The sequence below is a fragment of the Henriciella aquimarina genome (assembly GCF_002088975.1).
Lineage (GTDB): Bacteria > Pseudomonadota > Alphaproteobacteria > Caulobacterales > Hyphomonadaceae > Henriciella > Henriciella aquimarina.
The window spans coordinates 1-21,349 of sequence record NZ_NCST01000016.1 but is presented as its reverse complement, the minus strand read 5'-3'; the positions used below and the strand labels follow the sequence as shown (position 1 = coordinate 21,349).

Annotated in this window: 19 protein-coding genes and 1 pseudogene; 9 read left to right on the top strand and 11 right to left on the bottom strand. The window is 63.8% G+C overall.

The genetic code is table 11. The annotated features are described in order from the left end of the window. The 3 genes from B8784_RS01605 to B8784_RS01595 form a co-directional block, all read left to right on the top strand. Positions 1-1,307: L-aspartate oxidase (locus B8784_RS01605; RefSeq protein WP_084395876.1), on the top strand; the 1,307-nt coding region annotated here is incomplete at its 5' end. Further along, entirely contained in the window at positions 1,304-2,155 is an 852-nt protein-coding gene (gene nadC, locus B8784_RS01600; RefSeq protein ID WP_084395875.1) for a carboxylating nicotinate-nucleotide diphosphorylase, read from the top strand. The genes B8784_RS01605 and nadC, both read left to right, overlap by 4 nt. A 63-nt stretch (positions 2,156-2,218) precedes the next feature. Continuing rightward, positions 2,219-3,028 carry an SDR family oxidoreductase gene (locus B8784_RS01595; protein WP_084395874.1) on the top strand — a complete coding sequence of 270 codons (810 nt, stop codon included), beginning with the start codon at positions 2,219-2,221 and terminating at the stop codon, positions 3,026-3,028. Positions 3,029-3,215: 187 nt separating this feature from the next. On the opposite strand, the gene B8784_RS01590 is transcribed toward B8784_RS01595, so the two are convergent. From B8784_RS01590 to B8784_RS01555, 8 genes are all read right to left on the bottom strand, one after another. After that, positions 3,216-3,878, bottom strand: coding sequence for an O-methyltransferase (locus tag B8784_RS01590; RefSeq protein ID WP_084395873.1), 663 nt, complete (start codon positions 3,876-3,878; stop codon positions 3,216-3,218). 9 nt (positions 3,879-3,887) lie between these two features. Further along, positions 3,888-4,877, bottom strand: coding sequence for a cell wall hydrolase (locus tag B8784_RS01585; protein ID WP_084395872.1), 990 nt, complete (start codon positions 4,875-4,877; stop codon positions 3,888-3,890). A 365-nt stretch (positions 4,878-5,242) separates the two neighbouring features. Further along, positions 5,243-7,936 (bottom strand): pyruvate, phosphate dikinase, encoded by a 2,694-nt coding sequence (gene ppdK / locus B8784_RS01580; protein WP_084395871.1) that lies wholly within the window; start codon positions 7,934-7,936, stop codon positions 5,243-5,245. After that, the gene (locus tag B8784_RS01575; protein ID WP_084395870.1) at positions 7,929-8,336 is read right to left on the bottom strand and encodes a hypothetical protein; all 408 of its coding nucleotides are present in this window, start codon (positions 8,334-8,336) and stop codon (positions 7,929-7,931) included. The genes ppdK and B8784_RS01575 overlap by 8 nt, the downstream gene beginning before the upstream one ends. 18 nt (positions 8,337-8,354) lie before the next feature. After that, complete coding sequence (glyS, locus tag B8784_RS01570; RefSeq protein WP_084395869.1) at positions 8,355-10,520, bottom strand: glycine--tRNA ligase subunit beta; 2,166 nt, start codon at positions 10,518-10,520, stop codon at positions 8,355-8,357. A gap of 36 nt (positions 10,521-10,556) precedes the next feature. Beyond that, positions 10,557-11,057, bottom strand: a complete 501-nt coding sequence (locus B8784_RS01565) for a hypothetical protein (RefSeq protein ID WP_084395868.1) — start codon at positions 11,055-11,057, stop codon at positions 10,557-10,559. Continuing rightward, positions 11,050-11,565 carry a hypothetical protein gene (locus B8784_RS01560; protein ID WP_084395867.1) on the bottom strand — a complete coding sequence of 172 codons (516 nt, stop codon included), beginning with the start codon at positions 11,563-11,565 and terminating at the stop codon, positions 11,050-11,052. The genes B8784_RS01565 and B8784_RS01560 overlap by 8 nt, the downstream gene beginning before the upstream one ends. Further along, positions 11,562-12,461, bottom strand: a complete 900-nt coding sequence (locus B8784_RS01555; RefSeq protein ID WP_084395866.1) for a glycine--tRNA ligase subunit alpha — start codon at positions 12,459-12,461, stop codon at positions 11,562-11,564. Before B8784_RS01555 ends, B8784_RS01560 begins: the two co-directional genes overlap by 4 nt. Positions 12,462-12,644: 183 nt before the next feature. On the opposite strand from B8784_RS01555, the gene B8784_RS01550 reads away from it, so the two are divergent. Both B8784_RS01550 and B8784_RS01545 read left to right on the top strand, forming a co-directional pair. Next, a complete protein-coding gene (locus B8784_RS01550; RefSeq protein WP_084395865.1) occupies positions 12,645-13,349 on the top strand; it encodes a hypothetical protein in 705 nt (234 codons plus the stop codon). A gap of 124 nt (positions 13,350-13,473) precedes the next feature. Beyond that, positions 13,474-14,778, top strand: coding sequence for a hypothetical protein (locus tag B8784_RS01545; RefSeq protein ID WP_084395864.1), 1,305 nt, complete (start codon positions 13,474-13,476; stop codon positions 14,776-14,778). A 23-nt stretch (positions 14,779-14,801) separates the two neighbouring features. Here the strand turns inward: B8784_RS01545 and B8784_RS21495 are convergent, their stop codons facing one another. The 3 genes from B8784_RS21495 to B8784_RS01535 all read right to left on the bottom strand — a co-directional run bounded on the left by B8784_RS21495 (position 14,802) and on the right by B8784_RS01535 (position 16,031). Continuing rightward, positions 14,802-14,939: a hypothetical protein gene (locus B8784_RS21495; RefSeq protein ID WP_158085540.1), complete on the bottom strand. Its 138-nt coding sequence runs from the start codon at positions 14,937-14,939 to the stop codon at positions 14,802-14,804. Between the two features lie 116 nt (positions 14,940-15,055). Then, positions 15,056-15,829, bottom strand: a complete 774-nt coding sequence (locus B8784_RS01540) for a tRNA1(Val) (adenine(37)-N6)-methyltransferase (RefSeq protein ID WP_084395863.1) — start codon at positions 15,827-15,829, stop codon at positions 15,056-15,058. Beyond that, on the bottom strand, positions 15,822-16,031 hold the full coding sequence (locus B8784_RS01535; protein WP_143435246.1) for a putative signal transducing protein: 210 nt from the start codon (positions 16,029-16,031) through the stop codon (positions 15,822-15,824). The genes B8784_RS01540 and B8784_RS01535 overlap by 8 nt, the downstream gene beginning before the upstream one ends. A gap of 102 nt (positions 16,032-16,133) precedes the next feature. On the opposite strand from B8784_RS01535, the gene B8784_RS01530 reads away from it, so the two are divergent. The 4 genes and pseudogenes from B8784_RS01530 to B8784_RS01515 form a co-directional block, all read left to right on the top strand. Then, positions 16,134-17,147 carry a polyprenyl synthetase family protein gene (locus B8784_RS01530; RefSeq protein WP_084395861.1) on the top strand — a complete coding sequence of 338 codons (1,014 nt, stop codon included), beginning with the start codon at positions 16,134-16,136 and terminating at the stop codon, positions 17,145-17,147. Positions 17,148-17,281: 134 nt separating this feature from the next. Next, a complete protein-coding gene (locus B8784_RS01525) occupies positions 17,282-19,231 on the top strand; it encodes a tetratricopeptide repeat protein (RefSeq protein ID WP_084395860.1) in 1,950 nt (649 codons plus the stop codon). A 218-nt stretch (positions 19,232-19,449) separates the two neighbouring features. Beyond that, the gene (locus tag B8784_RS01520; protein WP_084395859.1) at positions 19,450-21,123 is read left to right on the top strand and encodes a tetratricopeptide repeat protein; all 1,674 of its coding nucleotides are present in this window, start codon (positions 19,450-19,452) and stop codon (positions 21,121-21,123) included. Continuing rightward, positions 21,123-21,349, top strand: a pseudogene (locus B8784_RS01515) (4-(cytidine 5'-diphospho)-2-C-methyl-D-erythritol kinase); the annotation flags it as partial. The gene B8784_RS01520 and the pseudogene B8784_RS01515, both read left to right, overlap by 1 nt.

Sequence of the window (21,349 nt, the reverse complement as noted above, 5' to 3'; positions counted from 1 at the left end):
GCGCGGGCCTGGTCGATCCGGTGATCGCGCGCCTGATCGCGGAAGAAGGCCCGGCCCGTGTGCTGGACCTCATCGAACTTGGCGTGCCCTTCGACCGCACACAGGAAGGCGCGCTCGCCCTGTCGCTGGAAGCGGCTCACTCCGTCCCGCGCGTCGCCCGCGTCGCCGGGGACCTTGCCGGCAAGGCGATCATGGGGGCGCTGACAGCGGCGGCCGAAGAGGCCGGGCATATCACGCTGATGTGGCCCTACCGGGCCGTCAGCCTGCTGCAGGACGAGACCAGACGCGTGGCCGGCGTCGTGATGCAGGACAGGAAGGGCCGGCTCACCCCGATGCCCGCGCGCGAAACCATCCTCTGCACGGGTGGCTCCGGCGGGCTGTTCCGGGTGACGACCAATCCGCCGCAATCGCGCGGCGAAGCGCTCGCCATGGCCTATACCGCCGGCGCGCTGATCGCGGATCCGGAATTCGTCCAGTTCCACCCGACCGCCATGGATGTCGGCCTCGACCCGGCACCGCTGGCGACCGAAGCGCTGCGCGGCGAAGGCGCCATCCTGCGCAACGCGGCCGGTGAGCCCTTCATGGCAAATTACCACGAGAAAGCCGAACTCGCCCCGCGCGACGAAGTGGCCCGAGCCATCGACAGCGAGATCAAGGCCGGACGCGAGGCCTTTCTCGATGCAACGGTGGCCGTCGGCAAGGACTTCCCGGCCCATTTTCCGACCGTCTTTGCCGCCTGCATGGCCGCCGGCATCGACCCGCGCCTCAAGCCGATCCCCGTCGCCCCGGCGGCGCACTATCATATGGGCGGCGTCGTCGCCGACACCTGGGGCCGCTCGACGCTGGAGGGCCTGTCGGTCTGCGGGGAATGCGCCTCGACCGGCGCGCACGGCGCCAACCGGCTCGCCTCGAACTCGCTGCTGGAAGCGGTCGTCTTCGCCGCCCGCATCGCCCAGCGGCTGAAAGCCTCCGAGCTGGTGCAGCCGGGCACCTCCACCGCCGAGGTGGCCGACGACCTGCCCGCCGAGACGCTGATGCGCCTGCGCGAAGCCATGGCCGACAAGTGCGGCGTGGTCCGCAAGGCAGCCGGCCTGACACCGCTCATTGATGAAATCGAGACCTGGATGGACCGGCATGGCCCGGCTCGCGCCCTTGTCACCGCCCGCATGATGGCCAAGGCCGCGCTCGCGCGTGAGGAAAGCCGCGGCGGGCATTTCCGGTCCGATTTCCCTGACACCAACCTCAAGGCGCAGCGCAGTTTCCTGCTGGCGCCCTATGATCCCACCCTGAAAGAGGCTGCCGAATGATTGCGCCCCCGCCCCTGCCCGCCCCGATTCTCGACCCGATCGTCCGGCTCGCCCTGGCTGAAGACCTTGGCCGGGCCGGTGACCTCACCAGCGACGCCACCCTGCTGCCCGGCACGCGGATCAAGGCCGAAATCCGCGCCCGGAAGACCGGCGTGCTGGCCGGCATGGATGCCGCCGCGCATACGCTGAAATGCCTGGATGAAGGCGTCGCCCTCGACCAGCGCCTGCGTGACAGCGACAAGCTCGCGCCCGGCGATGTCATCGCGACGCTGACCGGCGAGGCCCGCTCCATCCTGATGGCCGAGCGGACCATGCTGAACTTCATCGGCCGGCTCTCGGGCGTCGCCACGCTGACGGCGGCCTTTGTCGAGAAGATCCGCCATACGGACGCGACGATTGTCTGCACCCGCAAGACCACGCCCGGCCACCGGGCATTGGAAAAGCGCGCCGTGCGCTGTGGCGGCGGCACCTCCCACCGCTATGGCCTGGATGACGCCATCCTGATCAAGGACAATCATATTGCCGCCTGCGGCTCGGTCGGCGAAGCGCTGAAACGCGCGCATGCCTATGCCGGGCATTTGCGCATGATCGAGGTGGAAGTCGACACGCTCGCCCAGCTGGAAGAAGCCCTGCCTCACAAGCCGCATGCTGTGCTGCTCGACAATATGGACACGGACGCGCTGAAAGCTGCCGTCGCCATGATCGACGGGGCCTGCAAGGCCGAAGCGTCCGGCGGGGTCAACTTCGACACCGTGGCCGGCATTGCCGAAACGGGCGTCGATTACATTTCGGTCGGCGCGCTCACTCACTCCGCGTCAAACCTTGACGTCGGCCTCGACCTGCCGTGAACCTCTTTTCCTGATCGGCCACTGCGTGCAAGACAGCGGCGTAACGGGGAGGCAAAGAGCAGTATGGGCGAGTGTATCGGCCGCAAGAGCATCTTCATCACAGGCGCAGCCTCCGGCATCGGCAAGGCGACCGCGAAACTCTTCGCAGACCGCAGCTGGTTCGTCGGCCTCTACGACGTAAATGAAGAGGGCCTCGCCGAGGTCGCGAAGGAAATCGGCGAGGAGAACTGCATTTCCAGCAAGCTCGACGTGCGCAACCGGGACGACTGGAAGACCGCCATCGACGCCTTCGGCAAGGCGACCGACGGGCGCATGACCGTTCTGTTCAACAATGCCGGTGTCGGCCGCCATGGCTGGTTCGAGGAAATGTCGGGCGAGGACAATGACTGGGTCGTCGACGTCAATGTGAAGGGCATCATCAATGGCGTCCAGGCGGCCCTGCCCCTGCTGCGCGCCACGCCCGGCTCGCGCATCGTCAACACCGCCTCGACCGCCGGTGTGGTCGGTTCGCCGAAACTGGCGGTCTATTCCGCCACCAAGTTTGCCGTACGCGGCCTGACCGAGGCGCTGGATGTGGAGTTTTCCAATCTCGGCATCCGGGTGACATCCCTCATGCCCTGGTTCATCGACACCCCGATCCTCGACATGGGCAAGGCGGAAGGCTCGAACGAGAAGATGTCGGACCAGATCCGCGACGCCGGCCAGGATGTCTATCCGGTCGAGATCGCCGCCGAGCGCGCCTGGGACGCCGCCCATGGCAAGGAAACCCATTACATGGCCGGCAAGATGGCCGAGCGGACCCGCTTTGCCGCGCGCTTCATGCCGAACCGGCTGAAGAAGATGCTGGTGAAGAATCTCGGCCCGCGGGAGTAGGCACCACACGCAGGTAGCCCTCGCCCCCTCCGCCCTGCCGGGCACCTCCCCCGTAAACGGAGGAGGAAAGCGTGCGGCTAGCTCCCTCTTCCCCCGCTTGCGGGGGAAGTGGCCGCGAAGCGGTCGATGGGGGCAAGCCCGTAAAATATGCTTTGAAAAAGGGCGAAAGCTTTCGTCTTGCCGCGCCTCAGTCGTCCTTCACGCGCGCGATGGCGAGACCGTCATGGCCCTTTATACCGACCTGCTGCAGCACGATGGCTTCAAGCTGGGGATGGCTGGCGAGCGCCTGGTTGAAGGCGGCCGCGCCGATGGCATTGGGGTCGACCTTTGACGGCTCCATGACGGTGCCTTCGCGCACAACATTGTCGGCCACGATCAGACCGCCGGGCCGGGTCAGGCGCACAGCCTCTTTCAGATAGGCCGGATAGCGGTCCTTGTCGGCATCGAGGAAAACCAGGTCGAAATCCGGCGTCAGCGTGCTCATCACATCGAGGCCCTTGCCCTCGATGACATGGCAGCGCTCACTGAGCCCGGCATCTTCCAGCGTCTCGCGCGCGACCTTCACGTGCGACGGCTCCAGCTCGATGGAGAGAAGCTCGCCATCCGCCGGCAGGGACCGGCCCAGCCAGACGGTGGAATAGCCGCCGAGCGTGCCGACTTCGAGGATGCGTTCTGCCCCGATCATCTTGGCCATCAGATAGACCAGCTTGGCCTGGCCCGGCGACAGCTGGATTTCCGGCAGGCCGGCTTCGCGTGTGCGCGCGATTGCTCGCTCAAGGACGGGATCGTCCTTCACGAACAGGCTGTTGATGTAGGTGTCGACCGCTTCGAACAGACGCCCTTGTTTCATTCCTGCTCCTTACGGGGCTGGGCTGAGCACGTTGAGAGACCGCGAATTGAGGTCTTCGGTGTCCGGCGTGGTCAGCGTGACCATGGTCGAGTCCGCGCCATTGCCATCGGCCTTGTTCGCGATCCGGGCGCGCTGGGCGGCGCGCGCGCTCGCCCATTCGGCTCCGCGCGGGAAACGGTAGAAGATGTGGGTGCCGATCTTGGATGTCTTGATCAGACCGGCATTCCAGACCGGGTTCACATAGGTCGCGTGATAGTGCGTCGCCCCGCCGGTGCGCGGCTCTTCGAGATTGAGCATCACATGTGCGGCGATCGTTTTCGCGCGGTCCCAGCGGATGCCGTGCGGCTTGCGGCCCAGTGCGCCATCGCAGGTAAAGGTGAACTGGCAGCCCGTCGTGCGGGTCGCGCCCTGATAGACCACGCCGCAGGCCGAGTTCGGATAGCGGTGGTCCTTGATGCGGTTCATGATGACTTCGGCCACGGCAAGCTGGCCGGACGTGGTCTCGCTGCGGGCCTCGTAATAGACGGCCTCGGCGACGCATTGCATCTGGCGGTCCATGTCCTCGGCCTTGACCAGATGGGTCGGCTCGAAGCTCTTCATGCCGGCGAGCACGGCGGCATCGCGCTCGAGCCCGCCATAGCGGCTGGTCGCCGATTCAGGGTCGCGCTCCAGCGAATATTCGACATTGCGGATCCAGGCATGGCTCATCAGCGACGGCGCCAGCGGATCGGCGCGCACGGCTTCGCCGGCATCCTGGGCTTCGGCAAAACGCTGCGTCTGGGCCCTGTATTCAGCCTCGGCGCGCTTTTCGAGATTGATCGAGGAAATCACAGGCAGCGCCACGGTCAGACCCAGCGCGCACACGGCCGCCAGCCCGCCCCGTGCCACATAGGCGCGTTGCTCTGCATTCGACTTTGCAAGCCACCAGCGGCTGATTTTGCCGCGTAGGGAGGTATCCGCGAAAACACGCGGACGCTGGGTGGTCTTCTTCAGTGCCATCACCTGACCCTCTAACAACCGGTTATCTCGAACGACCGAAGCAGGTTCCGGGCCAACCCCGTCGCCTGCCTTGCTCTAATTTCCGGCTTTCGTCCCGAACTGGACTATTGGACCGACCGGGGACTTAGCAATCAAAACGCGTCTTTGAAGACTTACATTTCTTTCAGGTTCGGAACGATCCCCGTTCAAACGGGTTGCAAGCCGATCGGCGTGTTTTGAAAAAGTTCATGAGATTCAGGCCGGGAACAGCGCAAATTTTGCCCGATTCCGTTTCGGCGCAAAAACAGAGTGTTGCTGAAAAACAACAGAAAATGAGCGTCGGACTCCGACGCTCATCCCCGTAAATTCGTCCAGAAGCGGCTGGGTCAGCCCTCTTCCTTGTGCAGCGCCGCATGGGCCGCTGCAAGCCGGGCGATCGGCACACGGTAGGGCGAACAGGACACGTAATCCAGTCCCAGCCTGTGACAGAAGGCGACCGAGGCCGGGTCCCCGCCATGCTCGCCACAGATGCCCAGCTTGATGTCCGGCTTGGTCTGGCGCCCACGCTCGGCGGCGATCTTCACCAGCTCGCCAACGCCCTCCTGGTCGAGTGTGACGAACGGGTCCTTCTCATAGATGCCCTGCTCTTCATAAGCCTTCAGGAAGCGGGCCGCATCGTCGCGGGAAATGCCGAGCGTGGTCTGCGTCAGGTCGTTCGTCCCGAAGGAGAAGAAGGCCGCCGATTCGGCGATATGGCCGGCCTGCAGCGCGGCGCGCGGCAGTTCGATCATCGTGCCGACCATGTATTCCAGCGTCGTGCCGGTCTCTTTGAAGACGGCCTCGGCCACGGCCTCGACCTTTTCCTTCAGGATATCGAGCTCTTTCTTGGTGCCGACGAGCGGGATCATCACTTCCGGGATCGGGCTGTAGCCGGTCTCCTTGGCGATATCGACGCCGGCCTCGAAGATGGCGCGCGCCTGCATCTCGTAGATTTCCGGATAGGTGATGCCGAGACGGCAGCCGCGGTGGCCGAGCATCGGGTTGCTCTCATGCAGCTCACTGGCCTGACGCTTCAGGACATCGACGCTGACACCGGCCGATTGGGCGACCTCTGCCATCTCCTCTTCGGAGTGCGGCAGGAATTCGTGCAGCGGCGGGTCCAGCAGGCGGATCGTGCAGGGCCGGTCTTCCATAATGCGGAAAATCTCGGCGAAGTCGCCGCGCTGCATCGGCAGCAGCTTGGCGAGCGCGCTCTCGCGGCCCTTCTTGTCTTCGGCCAGGATCATCGAGCGCACGACCGGGATGCGGTCGCTCTCGAAGAACATGTGCTCGGTGCGGCAGAGGCCGATGCCTTCGGCGCCGAAATTCTTGGCCGTGTCGACATCGTGCGGCGTCTCGGCATTGGTGCGCACCTTGAGCTTGCGCGAGCGGTCCGCCCATTCCATGAGCTTGCCGAAATCGCCCGACAGGTCCGGCTTCACCATGTCGACGGCACCGACGAGGACTTCGCCCTCGGCCCCGTCAATCGTGACGACGTCGCCTTTCTTGAACTCGCGTCCGCCGGCGCGGAAGATGCCCGCCTCCGGGTCGATCTGCAGCCCGCCTGCCCCGCAGACGCAGGGCCGCCCCATGCCACGCGCCACAACGGCGGCGTGCGAGGTCATGCCCCCGCGCGAGGTGACGATGGCGCGCGCGGCATGCATGCCGTGAATGTCTTCCGGGCTGGTCTCGACGCGCATCAGGATGACGTCCTCGCCCTTCTCGGCGCGCTCGGCGGCCTCGTCGGAATCGAAGACGACCTTGCCGACGGCCGCGCCGGGGCTGGCCGGCAGGCCCTTCACGATAAGATCGCGCTTGGCGTCCGGCGAGATGGTCGGGTGCAGCAGCTGGTCGAGCTGGGCCGGCATCAGGCGCAGCACGGCCTCTTCCTCGTTGATCAGGCCTTCCTCGGCCATGTCCACGGCGATCTTGAGGGAGGCGGCCGCGGTGCGTTTGCCGGTCCGCGTCTGCAGCATGTAAAGCTTGTTGTCCTCGACCGTGAACTCGATGTCCTGCATGTCGCGATAGTGGCTCTCGAGCGTATGGGCGACCTCGACGAGCTCTTCATAGACCTTCGGCATCGCATCCTCGAGCGGCGCCTCGTCGGAGCCGATGGCTTCGGCGCGCGAATGCGAGATCGGCGCCGGGGTACGGATGCCGGCGACGACGTCCTCACCCTGCGCATTCACCAGGAACTCGCCATAGAAGACCTTCTCGCCGGTCGACGGGTCGCGCGTGAAAGCGACGCCGGTGGCCGAGGTGTCGCCCATATTGCCGAACACCATGGACTGGACGTTCACCGCCGTGCCCCATTCGGCCGGGATGTCGTTGAGCTTGCGATAGAGGATGGCGCGGTCGTTCATCCAGGAGCCGAAGACGGCCCCGATGGCGCCCCAGAGCTGTTCGCGCGGATCGTCCGGGAACGGCTTGCCGAGCTGTTTCTTGATGGCGGCCTTGTACTGGGAGATGATCTCTTTCCAGTCATCGGCCGTCATCTCGGTGTCGAGATTGTACTCCTCGCGCTCTTTATAATCGTCGAGGATGTGCTCGAAGATGTCATGCTTCATGCCGAGCACGACATTGCAGTACATCTGGATGAAGCGGCGATAGCTGTCATAGGCGAAGCGCTCGCCGGCCTTGGCGGCGAGGCCCTTCACCGTGACTTCCGACAGGCCGAGATTGAGGACGGTGTCCATCATGCCCGGCATCGAGGCGCGTGCGCCCGAGCGCACGGAAACCAGCAGCGGGTTCTCCGGATCGCCAAACGTCTTGCCGGTCTCCTTCTCGACGGCGTCGAGCGCGGCATCGACCTGGGCTTCCAGGCCGTCGGGATAGGTCTCACCCCGGTCATAATAGGCGGTGCAGACAGCGGTGGTCAGCGTGAAGCCGGGTGGAACCGGCAGGCCCAGGCGCGCCATCTCGGCGAGGTTTGCGCCCTTCCCCCCAAGAAGGTTCTTCATGGTGGTGTCGCCGTCGGCCGTGCCGCCACCGAAGGAATAAACCCATTGTTCCTTGGCGGATTGCTCAGCGGTGTCAGCCATGATTTGCATTCTCCAGACTCGTTTGTGTTCGTCCCAGGCGCTTGGCCATGTGTGCAGCGTCCTCCGTGAGGCGATAGCGCCCCGGCTCGAAGGACACCAGTAATTTCAGGTGCGGCAGCCTGACCCCCAGCTCATCCCGGTTATCGAGCGTAACGGGCGAAACCCCGAAACGCTCCGCAACCGCCGGGTCGAGCGGATGGTCTTCGATGGCTTTCAGGCGGAAATCGCTCGTGCCGAAGCGGGTGTAGAGGTCGACGACGAAGGCACGGTCGAGGGCGGAGACCGCCGCCGGCGCCTCGCCATCTGCCTCGAAAATCTCCCGTGCCCGCTTTGACGGCATCTTCACCAAACTCCAGATCCAGAAGGCCAGTAAGGCCAGCAGGAGCACGATAATGATCATTCATGCTCCCTTGGAAAATTATCCTGCCACTTTCGAAAAATCCGCGACGCGGTGCAAAGCGTCACGAATGGAAACCAGAATCAAGAGGCGGTTTTGCCTCAAATCCGGGCTCTCCGCGTTCACTGTTACCGTGTCGAAGAAGGCATCAACAGGGGCCCGCAGTGATGATAGCGCTCCCATGGCCTTTTCGAAATCTTCAGCCTTCAGGGCCGCATCCGCGGCGGCGACCGATTCGGTAATGGCAGCGTACAAGGCGCCCTCTTCGTCCTGTTCAAAAAGAGATTCGTCCGGCGTGCCTGCAAAGGCCGTGCCCTCTTTCTTTTCCTCCGCCCGCAGAATATTCGCCGCGCGCTTGTAGCCCGCCAGCAGGTTCGCGCCGTCCTCTGTCTCGAGGAAGGCGCCGAGCGCCTCGACGCGCTTGACGATGAGGACGAGATCGTCCTGACCTTCGAGCGCGAAGACCGCGTCGATGAGATCGTAGCGCGCGCCCGCATCGCGGAGGTATTGCTTCAGGCGGTCGGCGAAGAAGGCGAGGAGGTCAGACGGTATACCAGAGGGATCGTCCACACGCGTCTGAGGCGACGCCACAACGCCAGTTTCGAGATCTGTGTACTTGGATTCGTGATCACTCCCCCAGATCCAGTAACCGGACTCCGACTCATCAAGGAGATTTTCAAGCTGCTGGCGGAAGCCGTCCAGCATGCCAATCCGAACCTCATTCTCCAGAATGATCCGCACGACACCCAGCGCCGCGCGGCGCAGCGCGAACGGGTCTTTCGAGCCGGTCGGTTTCTCGTCAATCGCCCAGAAGCCGACCAGCGTGTCGAGCTTGTCGGCCAGCGCGACGGCGATGGCGACCGGTTCCGACGGCACAGCGTCCGACGGGCCGACGGGCTTGTAGTGTTCGCCAATGGCGGTCGCGACCGCCTCTGTCTCGCCCTGCTCGCGGGCATAATAGCCGCCCATCACGCCCTGCAGTTCAGGGAACTCGCCGACCATGCCGGAGACGAGATCGGCCTTGGCGAGCCGGGCGGCGCGTTCGGCGAGGTCCGGATCGGCGCCCACGTTCGGCGCGAGTTCCCGCGCCAGTGCGGCGACGCGCTCGACCTTGTCGGCAATCGTCCCGAGTTCCTTTTTGAAATCGATACTTGAGAGCTTTGTCGCCATCTCTTCCAGCGGCGTCTTGCGGTCATTGTCCCAGAAGAAGCGCGCATCATCGAGCCGGGCCGAGAGGACACGGCTATTGCCCTCGGCAATCGCCTGGCCGCCATCGGCCGCCTCGATATTGGCAACGACGATGAAGTGCGGCGCGAGATCGCCCGTCTTCGGATCGCGCACGGCGAAATATTTCTGGTGGGTGCGCATGGAGAGCTGGATGACCTCGCCCGGCAGGTCGAGGAAGTCCGGATCCATGTCGCCCAGGATGACGACCGGCCATTCGGCAAGTCCCGTCACCTCTTCGAGCAGGCCCTTGTCCTCGACCAGCTCGACGCCCTTTTCCGCGCAGACGAGATGCGTCTGCTCGTCGATCAGCAGGCGCCGGTCCTCGCGCGAGAGCACGACAGAGCCCTCGCTTTCCAGCACGGCGCAATACTCTTCAAACGAGGTGACTTCGAACGGCCCGCGCCCATGCACGCGGTGGCCCTCGGTGAGGTTGCCGGATTTCAGCCCGTCGATCTCGAAGTCCACCACCTTGCCATCGAAGAGGCAGACGATCCGCTGCAGCGGGCGCACCCAGCGCAGCTCGCCGCGGCCCCAGCGCATGGATTTCGGCCAGTGGAAGCCGCGCACCACCTCCGGCACGAGCTCTGCAAGAATGTCTTCCAGCGCGCGGCCCGGAATTTCGCGCAGGGCGACGTAGAAGTCTCCCTTTTTCGGGTCGCTGCGCACCTCCGCCTCATCGATGGAAGAAAGCCCCGCGCCCCTCAGGAAGCCTTCGACCGCCTTGTCCGGCGCGCCGACCTTCGGGCCCTTCTTCTCTTCGGACACATCCGGCGATTTCGCCGGCAAGCCCGTCAGCGCAACAGAGAGCCGGCGCGGCCCGGAGCGCGCGGTGACGTCTTCCGGCTCGACACCGGCCGCCTTCAGCCCGGCGACGATGGCCGACGCCAGGTCGCTTTCGGCCTTGGCCTGCATGCGCGCCGGGATCTCTTCGGAAAAGAGTTCGAGGAATAGGTCTGCCATGGCGTCAGATCGCCCCGTCTGTCTTGGAAATATGTGTCATTGCGGCTCAGCCTCGGCGCGGCAGGCGCCCCTGACCTTCACCGCTTCGCCCTCGGCCGGATAGGTCACGCGGACCGAGCCGGAATAAGGGATCGTGTCGCCGGCCGCCGCTTCCCCGCCTGTTTCGTCCACCAGCAGGACTTCCAGCTCGACCTGCTTGTCCTCGGAGAAATAGCGCCGCGTCTCCATGTTCGCGCCGAAGCCAGCCTCGACCTCGTTGAGCTCGGTCACCTCGCCGTTGAGCTTGGCATAGCCGTGATAGACGCTGGCGCCGGTATCGGTGACGAAGACATAGCGCGCCTCCGGGCCGGTGAGCGGGGTGTCGGCCTCAGCGGCGGTGAAATAGCAGAACGGCGTGTCGACCGGGCTTTCCATGTCGGTCGCGATGGCCGGCGCGGTCGCCTCGGTCTCGCCGGTATCGCCCGGCGTCTCCGCATTGTCCCCACAGGCCGCCAGCATCAGGACCGGGGTGGCGATTACGACACTCCACTTAAACATCGTCCGCCCCCGATAGAAGTACGCCTTGCAAATCCATGAATTCGTCCTGAACCGGGGCCTTTATTCGCAGGCTGGCATAGCAGATCTTTGCCGTGCGCCGGTTTTCGGGCGGCATGGCCTGCGTCTCCTCAAGCACGAGGAACGCATCGGTCTGCCCAGCTGTCGACAGGACAAGCTCCAATTGGGTCAGGCTTTTGGGATCCGCGTACAACCGGGTCTGATCATGGCCATTGGCGCTACGTCCAATTTCGACCAGCTCCACCAATTGCCCGTCGAGCTTTGCCCATCCACGCTGCTCATCACAAACAAAAACCAGGTCAAGATCACCATTCGGGTCGACCGAATCGACCGCTACCTTGGACAGGCTGCATTCGGGGAAATCAACCGGGCTTTCAAAGCCTGCCCCTATTTCCGGCACACCATTCATGTTTGTCACCTCAGCCGTAGCCGCAGTCGAACACACAGTAGCGGTAATCAGGACAGCGAGCACAGGACCGGCGAGCTTCATGCCGCACGCTCCTCTTCCTGCTTGGCGTAAAGCTCGGCGGCGCCGCGGGCGAGATCGCGCACCCGCGCGATGAAGGCCTGGCGCTCGGTGGGCGAGATCGCGCCGCGCGCATCGATCAGGTTGAAGACGTGAGACGCCTTCAGCGCGAAATCATAGGCCGGCAGCGGCTTGCCCGCCTCTCTCAGCGCGGTGGACTGTTTCTCGCAGCCGGTAAACCAGGTCTGCAGCATCTCGACATCGGCCAGCTCGAAATTGAGGGCCGACTGTTCCTTCTCGTTCTGCAGGAAGACATCGCCATAGGAGAGCGGCGTCTCGGAAGCCGGATCGTTGAAAGGCAGGTTGTAGACATTGTCGACGCCGAAGACATACATGGCGAGGCGTTCGAGGCCGTAGGTCAATTCCCCTGAGACGGGAAAAACGTCGAGCCCGCCGACCTGCTGGAAATAGGTATACTGGCTGACTTCCATGCCATCGCACCAGACCTCCCAGCCAAGCCCCCAGGCGCCGACGGTCGGATTTTCCCAGTCATCCTCGACAAAGCGGATATCGTGCACCGTCGGATCAATGCCGATCTCGTAGAGGGAGTTCAGATAAAGGTCCTGCAGATTGGCCGGGTTCGGCTTCAGGATGACCTGGAACTGGTAGTAATGGCCGAGCCGGTTCGGGTTCTCGCCATAGCGCGCATCGGCCGGGCGCCGCGAGGGCTGGACATAGGCGGCGCGCCAGTCCTTGGGCCCCAGCGCCCGCAGCACGGTCGCCGGATGCAGCGTCCCGGCGCCGACCTCCATGTCATAAGGCTGCAGGATGGCACAGCCCTGCGCGGCCCAATAGGTCTGCAGACGGAGGATCAGATCCTGAAAGGAAGCGGGTTTTTCGCGTGCGGTCGGTGTCGTCATGGACAGGGCCTGATGGGTCACTGAAGTCTGGCCAAACCGCCTACCGCCAGACGCGCGCTTCCGCAACTGCGGGGTGTAGGCGCAGGCGGAAAGACCGGGCAGACGAAATTTCGGGACAGGGCTTAGCCCGGCATTAATCGCAGGTTGATTTCATTGTGCCGGACAGCCCGCCGGGAGACCGCCATGAAGACACGCCTTCGCCGCCTTGGGTTTTTCGTCGCCATCACCTTGTCATGCGAGCTTGCCGCTCTTTTTCTCTTCCAAAATTCGCCGAACATTCAAATGTTTGCGCAGACTGAGCCTATTACTTCCGATCGTATGAGAGCCACCCGGATCGAAAATTTGCCAATCGTTGACGAGCCGGCTGAGTTGGAATGCAAGCCGGGCTGCCGACTGGTCCGTGATGAACAGATGGGACTTCTGGTGCCGGACTGGTGTACCGAATGGAGGGTTGGCAGCAACGAAATGTGTGTCCGGGACAAGGCCGGCAAACTGAAATGTGTTTTCCGGGACGGTGATATTCGCAAGGTCACGTCCAAAACGCCTGCCTATTGCACCAGGATCTCCCTCGGCCTTTTGGCATCACATTTATCCGGTCCCTATGAAGTAAGGATTTCCGAAGGCGCGCCCCTTGATCAAGTCCCGCATAGACCGTCAGACACCGGTATTTTGATTCAGTGCGAACCGGGTTGTCTCGTCAATCAGGAAGAATTTGCCTGGCAGCGCTCCGATCAAACAAAAAGACCGGAGTGGTGTGCCGAGCTTTGGGACGGTCGCGAAATGCACCAGATGAACAATTACTTTCGCACGATCCTTCACCCTTATCCGGAAGATAGTGGTCTGGCTCGCTGTACGGCCATAAGCATTCAATACAAGTCGGGGGAATAGCGCGTGACAGCGCCACACGGTCCGCAACCCGCGAAGGCCCGGCGGCGGCAATTTCGCTGCCGGGCTTAGGGCGGAATTTACTTCAGGTTGATCCTATCTCCCCAGCCGAGACCGGGAGACCGCCATGCAGACACGCCTTCGCCGCCTTGCCGGGCTTTTTGGCCTTGCCGGGCTCGCGCTTACGGCCTGCTCGCCCGGCGCAGCGCCCTCTTCCGACAAGCAGAGCGCCGAGCGCCCGCCCTCCTTTTTCTACCGCATGAAGGCCGATTTTGTTCTGAAGGAGACCGGCGAGCCGATCCGCTTCGATTATGTTGTGGGGTGTGGGGGCGTAACTTTCTCAAATCCGCATACAACACCAACCTCTTTCGTCACACATCATCCGATAATCATGTTCGAGCCGGTGGGCGACCGCCATGTGCTCGGCCTCGTTACCATCGACATGTGTGAGGGCTGGAAGTGGGAAACGATGGAATATGGGCCGATGGCTGGCCAGAGCCGCGTTCCTGACGATCTGCGACCGCTCGCCATCTGGGTTGAGGACATCAACGATCTGAGCTTCGGCTGGGGCTACAAGACTGATGACGCCTATGACAGCCCGCTCGCGAAGATCGAGTTCGTCGAAGCGAGTGTGACGAAGACCGATGAGGCCGCCTGGCGGGCATGGCGGAAGAAGGCCGAAGCAGACTATGAGCAGGTCGGCGCGCTGCCCGGGCCGTGGGGCTATAGCTATGAGAGAGAAGAACGCCAGCGTTATTTCAATGAGAATCCGCAAGCATATTGGATTTTGGATTCCCTCTGCAAAGCGTCATCAAGAGTTCCTGTCACACACCCTCACATCGACGATATCTTCGCCAAGGCGCCAGATGGTGTGGGCCAGTATTGGCTCTTGTCAGATGCTCGCGAACATGCCCCCGGAGCCATTGACCGGATGTTTTCGGATGAAGGGGCCTTTGGAAAGGCGCAATCGATTCGGCATTTCAACAACGGAGAGGGTTATCACCTCGGAACGCTGTCCCGCTCTGGCAGGGCATATATAGAGCCTTTGGATGGCACTGGCAGACCAGGAAATGGATATGCATACAGGGAAGTCTATCCCTTCCTTCCCAGGTCTGCCTCGATGCCGGAGGTAAGGCAGCCGCAAGCCCAATATATCCAACGTATACTCGTTTCGAGCGAGTATCTTGGGTTTGGGGCTTGTCGTTCAGTCTCCCGGCCCATTGATATATTGGACAAGACCCTGCCATTCACGCCGCAGGCATCGAACGATGAAGCTGCGCCGTTCGATGAAAATGGGTTCAAAAAAACACACAAGATCCTGATCAATGATCAGGAGGTCTATGGTGAGCCATTGGGCGCGACTGTGATCGCCCAGGATCCACCGGCTGTCCTCGATCGTGAAGGCTATTTGTTCTGGATCGATCACCAGTAGTGATAGCCACCTCTCAGCCTTCATTAACACTCAGAGTCATGATCCGCCGAGCCGGCCTTTCTGCCGAAGACAAAAGCGTAGAATTTCGGGTGGGCGAGCGCGCCGGCCATAGCGCCGAGGGTGGCGCCCGTGATCATCAGCATGGTGAACCAGGCCTGCATGGTCTCATCTCCTTGCCTGCCGCATCATAGCCTCATGGTGAGCGAAGTCGAACCACGAGGGCGGGAGAGGAAGGAAACGCGCCTGCCATGCGCCCGCGCTTGTCCTTCGACTTCGCTCAGGATGAGCGCTCAGAGGTGTTGGTCTTCTCTCCCCAGTCCAGCGCCCCGCCGGAGCGCGCGATGCTGTCGATCAGCGCGGTGCGCGGGCCGCCCCTGGACTGATAGATGTCGAGGCCGGACAGGAGCCGCATCGGCCCCGAGCGCAGGCCCTTGCGTGCTTTCACGATGACGCGCTTGGCGTCCGCGCCCGGCCAGGAGCGCACGGGCATGACGGTGATCTCGCCGGTGCGCCGCTCGATGACCGACAGGATGCGGGCCAGCTCCGAGGCGCGGTGGATCATCACGAACCGGCCCTTTGGCTTCAGCGTGTAGAGCATCGCGCCGATCCAGTCCTTCAGCGGGAGTGATTCGAGATAGGCGCCTTGCCGGCCTTCGCCCGGCGGCTTGATCTTGCCGGCCTCGAAGAAAGGGGGGTTGGAGAAGACGAGATCGAACCGGTTTTCCCAACCTGCCGGGATGGTGGCGACATCCTGGTCTGCCACCTGGACACGGTCGCCAAAGCCGTTCTCGGCAATGCCCCTGCGGGCGAGATCAAGCATGACAGGATCGCGCTCAAGCCCTGTAAAATTGGCGTTTTTCAGCCGCCAGGCCGCCGGGAAGAGCGCGCCGCCCGCCCCGCAGCCGAACTCGCAGGCCTCGCCGGTCTGGGCGTCATTGAGGGCGGCGGCGAGCAGCACGCTGTCGGTGCCGGCGCGAAAGCCGGTCTTCGGCTGGAAGACGGTGACCAGTCCGCCGAGGAAGGCATCGGCTGTCGCCTCCGTCTCAGGCATCGCGGTCGAGATCCTTCAGCTCGTGGCGCGCCGCACTCGCATCGTCGGGATGCACGACCACCCGGATCGGCACCATCGGCCCGCGCCCGTCGATATAGGCGGTATGCTCATCGAGCACATAGGCCTCGATCCCTGCTTCCGATAGCAGATGGCGGATGTAACTCAGCTTGACGGGATCGTTTGTTCGGAACACTTCTTCCATGATCAACCCTTCCGCTATATGCGGCCCTTGACCGCAGGAGTGGACGAACCCTCTCCTGCTATCCATATGGTTTAGCCAGGACGACCGGAATAGGACCCCCTCGTGACGATTACTGCCACAGCGCGCGACTCCGGCAACACAAAGACTGTCATCGACCGTCTGCAAGCCCTTCTCGAAGACGATCTGGAAAAGGTCGAGGGATTGCTGGGTGCCCGCGCGAAAAGCCCTGTCGACATCATCCCCGACCTGTCGGGCTATATAGTCTCTGCCGGCGGCAAACGCCTGCGCCCGATGCTGACGCTGGCGGCCGCCCATGCCGTGGGCGGCACGACGCACGGCACGCATGCGCTGGCGGCGGCTGTCGAGTTCATTCACACCGCCACCCTGCTGCATGACGATGTGGTCGACGAGAGCGACCTGCGCCGTGGCAAGCCGGCGGCGAAATCGGTCTGGGGCAACTCCGCCTCCATCCTGGTCGGGGACTTCCTGTTCGCGCGCGCCTTCACGCTGATGGTGGAGACGGGCAATCTGGAAATCCTGAACATCCTCTCCAATGCCTCCTCGGTGATTGCCGAGGGCGAAGTGCGCCAGCTCGCCGCCCAGGGCCGGCTCGACCTGCCGACGGAAGACTATCTCGCCATCATCGAAGCGAAGACGGCCGCCCTGTTCGAGGCGGCGGCGCGTGCCGGGGTTCTCTCCGGCGGCTCGGAAGAGCATGCCGATGCGCTGGCGGCCTATGGCAAGAATCTCGGCCTCGCCTTCCAGATCGTCGACGACGTGCTCGACTATGGCGGCACGACCTCGGTCATCGGCAAGGTGGTCGGTGACGATTTCCGCGAAGGCAAGATCACCCTGCCCGTCATCATCGCGCGCCGCCGTGGCCGCGCTGAGGATCATGCCTTCTGGGAACGTGCGCTGGATATCGAGACGCAGGAGGAGAGCGATCTCGCCCGCGCCATCCATCTCATCCGCACCACGGGCGCGGCCGAAGCCACCATCGCCGAAGCCGAAGCCTATACCGGGCTCGCCAAGAAGGCGCTGCGCGGTCTTCCGGAGTCGCCCTGGCGCGACGTGCTGAGCGATCTTGCCGATTTCTGCGTGAAGCGTGCGCATTAGTGCCCGCCCATTGGGCGCCTGCAAAAAGATCCCGCTCTGTCAGACTGACGCCACAACTGTCTTGTGAGGTGCCGCAGGCTGGACAGTCCGGCATTGCGCCTGCACACTTTGACGAACGCCGAAAAGGACACCGCATGAAACTGCCCCTGATGTCTGCTGCCGCCGTGGTGGCCCTTAGCCTCGCAAGCTGTGCGAGCCAGCAAGCATCATCCGACCTCTCCGCGTCCGAGGAAGCCGCCGTCGATGCCCGCAAGCAGGAAGTGCTCGGTGCGCTGTCGGCCTATGGCGGTGTCTATGACGTCTCCGATGCGGCGATGGCGACCGCCGTGCTTGGCGAGGATGGCAAGCCGGTCGGCCTGCTGGCCTATGAATCGCCGGTCGATGCGATCAAGGCCGGCGATATGGCCGCCTTCATCGCATCGGTAAAGACGAATGCCTCGCGCGATGGCGAGACCAGCCCCTTCGCCTCGATCGTCATGTCGATCGATGCCGCCGCCGCAGAGGATCCGCAACGCGCGATCGAGACGCTGCAGCCGGCCCTCGACAGTGACGAGATGAGCCTGCTCGGCGGGTTCCTGAAAGCCTGGTACCTCGCCCAGGAAGGCGACTTCGATGCCGCCATCGACGCCCACCGCGATGTCGGCGCCCGCCTGCCGGGCCTGACCGGGGACCTGTCGCTGGCCGCCATGCTGGAAGTGGCCGGGCGCGAACAGGAAGCGCTGGCGGTCTATTCCGCGATCACGCCGAGCGAGATCCAGGCGCCGGAACACGAATTTGATCCGCAGACCCTGCTCTATGGTCACGTCAAACTGGTCATTGCGCGCCAGGCGCTTCTGCTGCGCAAGGTCGGCCGGATCGAGGACGCCAAGGCACTCTATCAGCGCCTCGCCGAGGCCGAGCCGGAAGAGACCGCCTCTTACGCCGCCGCCATCAACCAGATCGAGACAGGCCGCGGGCTCGACAAGGAGCCGCTCGACGTCGATGGCGCCTTTGCCCGTTCGCTGAGCGACTATTCGCTCGCCCTGTCCTATCAGCGGCTCATCCGCTCGGCCTTTATCGGCGAGCGTTTGCGCGGCTTCGACGACACCAAGTCCGCCTTCGACCAGCTCGCCTTGCTGATCGATCCGGACAATAGCGACCTGCGCCTGCAGATCGTCGGCGAGCTTTATGACGAGACGCTGTTCGAGGCCTCCGCGCATCTCGTGGAGGTCGCGCCTGAACAGACCGCCGGGCTGCAGCTGGCGCTCGCCCAGTCGCAGGTCCGCCTCGGGAATGACACCCAGGCCCGCAAGACGCTGGACAAGGCGATCAAGCTCGCCAAAGAAGATGAAGAGCTCGGCACCTATTCCACGGCGATGATGATCTATGCCCTGCTCGACGACGAGAAGAAGGCGACGGATCTCGCCGAAGTCACGCCGACGCTCGCCGTCACTGATGCGGAAAAGGCGAATGCGCACGGCACCAGCTCGGCCATCTATTCGCAGTTCGGCCAGTTCGATCAGGCCCTGCATCATGCCCGGGTCGCGCGTCAGCTCGACGATACCCATGACCGGCGCATGGCACTGGCCCAGGCGCTGGCTGAAGCCGACGAGGTCGACGAGGCCCTGCAGCTCATCCGCAACGAGGCGCTGACCCGGCCGAACGATCCCTATATGCTGAACACGCTCGGCTATTTCCTGGTCGAGCACACCGATCAGTACAAGGAAGCCTACCGCGTCCTGGCCCGGGCCAATTCACTGGCGCCGACGGACCCGTATATCAGTGACAGCTATGGCTGGGCCCGCTTCAAGCTGGGCGACCTGGAAGGCGCCAAGCGCTATATCGAACAGGCCCGCCGCGAGCTTGCCCCCAACACCCATTGGGAGATCGAGGATCATCTCGGCGACATCTACTGGTATCTCGACAACCCGTCAGCCGCTCGCGATGCCTGGCAGACCGCGCTGGAAGACTATCCGAGCGAGGACAAGCGCCAGGCCATTCAGGACAAGCTCGACAACGGCCTTGAAGGCCCGCCGCCCGAGAAGCAGGCCCTGCCCGATGTCTCGCTGGAGAATGATGGCGAAGTCAGCCGTCAGGACATCTAGGCCAAGGAAAGTCTTGTCATTCCAGCGCACCCGCGCATGATTGCCTTTGCGGCAAGGGGGCATGATCCGGATATGACTGGCCGGGCTCAGGCGGACATGCTGTTGTGTGTGAACGGATTGCGCTCGGCAGGAGTTTCGAGCATCAGATGAGTATGTTGCGTCAGGGGTCAGCGATAGCACTCGCCATTGCACTCGCCACAGGGTGTGCAGGCACAAACATGCGTGAGGCCGACCTGAACGCCCGCATCGCCGCCGCCCGTGCCGATGCCGAAACCAGCGCCACAGCCGACAGCTACAGCGAATTCCTGATCGCGCGCTATGCCTCGCTGACGAACGATCCCGAAGAGGCGGCGCAGAAATATTCTCTCGTGGCGCGCGACCGGCCCGACGACCAGTCGATCATGGAACGCGCGGTCTTTTCCGCCCTGCTGGCGGACGATTTCTCCCTGGCCCGCTCGATCTCGGACAAGGCCAGCGATGAGGTGCTGCAAAAGGCCAGCCTGCCGCGCATCACGCTAGCCGCCGATGCGCTGGCGCGCGGGGCACACACGCAGGTGCCAGCCCTGCTCGAGGGCAAGGATCCGGGGCCGTTCAACGGGCTGGTCATGGCCTCGCTGCGGGCCTGGGCCCTGTTCGGCGCCGGCCATCCGGGCGAGGCCCAGCTTTCCCTGCTCGATGCCTCCCAGGGCGATCCTTATATGGACAGCCTGATGCTGAACATGCTCGGCCTGCTGGAAACCGCCAGCGGCGAGGAGGCCTCGGCCATCGACACCTTCTCCAAGCTGGAAGCCTCCGGCACGCTCGTGGCCATCACCACGGTCACCTATGCCCGCCTGCTCGCCAGCCGCGATGAGACCGGCGAGGCGCTGGCCGTGCTCAACCGCTTCCGCGAGAATGCCGGTCCCAACCCAGCCGTCAGTGACCTGATCCGCCGCATCGAGACCGGCGAGCGCGTGGACACCGAACGCTTCAGCGCGCGCCAGGGCGCTGCCCGCTCGGTCTATATTCCCGCTGCCGCGCTGGCGGAACGGGCCGGCTCGGACCTGCCGGGCGTCTATTACGCCATCGCGCTGCATCTCGATCCGGACCTGCAGGCCGCCCGCGCCCTCTGGGCCGATGCGCTGGACACCGCCGGGCGTCGGCAGGAAGCGATCAGCCTGCTGCACCAGATCCCGTCCGGCTCGCCCTATGCCACAAGCGCCAAGGGCCAGCTCGCCTGGGCGCTGCGCCGCAGCCAGCAGAACGAGAAGGCGCTCGACTTCGTCCGCGCCACGCTGGAGGGCCAGCCCGACCGGGACGTGAAGATCCAGATGGGCGACCTCCTGCGCTCGCTCGGCCGCGACGGTGAGGCTGCCGCCGTCTTTACCGAGATCATCAAGGCCGATGCCACTGCCGGCCGGCAGGACTGGCGGCTCTATTATGCCCGCGGCGCGCTGCGCGAGAGCATGGGGCTCTGGCCACTCGCCGAAGAAGACCTGAAGACCGCCATGGCGCTCAATCCGGACGCTCCGGAAGTGCTGAACTATCTCGGCTATAGCTGGGTCGACCGGGGCCTTCACCTGGAAGACGGGCTCGATCTCATCCGCCGGGCGCTGACACTGCGGCCCGATAGCGGTGCGATCACCGACAGCCTCGGCTGGGCCTATTACCGGCTCGGCGAGTATGAAAAGGCGATCGGCTATCTCGAAGCGGCGGTCGAAATGGTGCCGGGCCTGGCCGAGGTAAACGACCATCTGGGCGACGCCTACTGGATGACCGGGCGCCAGACCGAAGCCCGCTATCAGTGGCAGCGCGCGATCAGCCTGTCGGAAGACAGCGATGAGATCGAGCGGCTGCAGCGCAAACTCCTGACCGGGCCGACCGTGCATCCGGTAACCGCGCAGCAGCCGTGATGCTGGCCCCGGCGAAGATAAACCTTTTCCTCCATGTCGGACCGGTCAAGGCCAATGGCCGCCACGACCTCGATTCGCTTGTCATGTTCGCCGGCCCCGAAGCCTCCGACCGGCTGGAGGCGCGCAAGGCCGAGGAACACAGCCTCTCCCTGCATGGCCCCTTTGCCGGACCCGAGCTTGCCTCGCCGGAAAATCTCGTCCTGCGCACCATCGCCGCCTGCGAGGC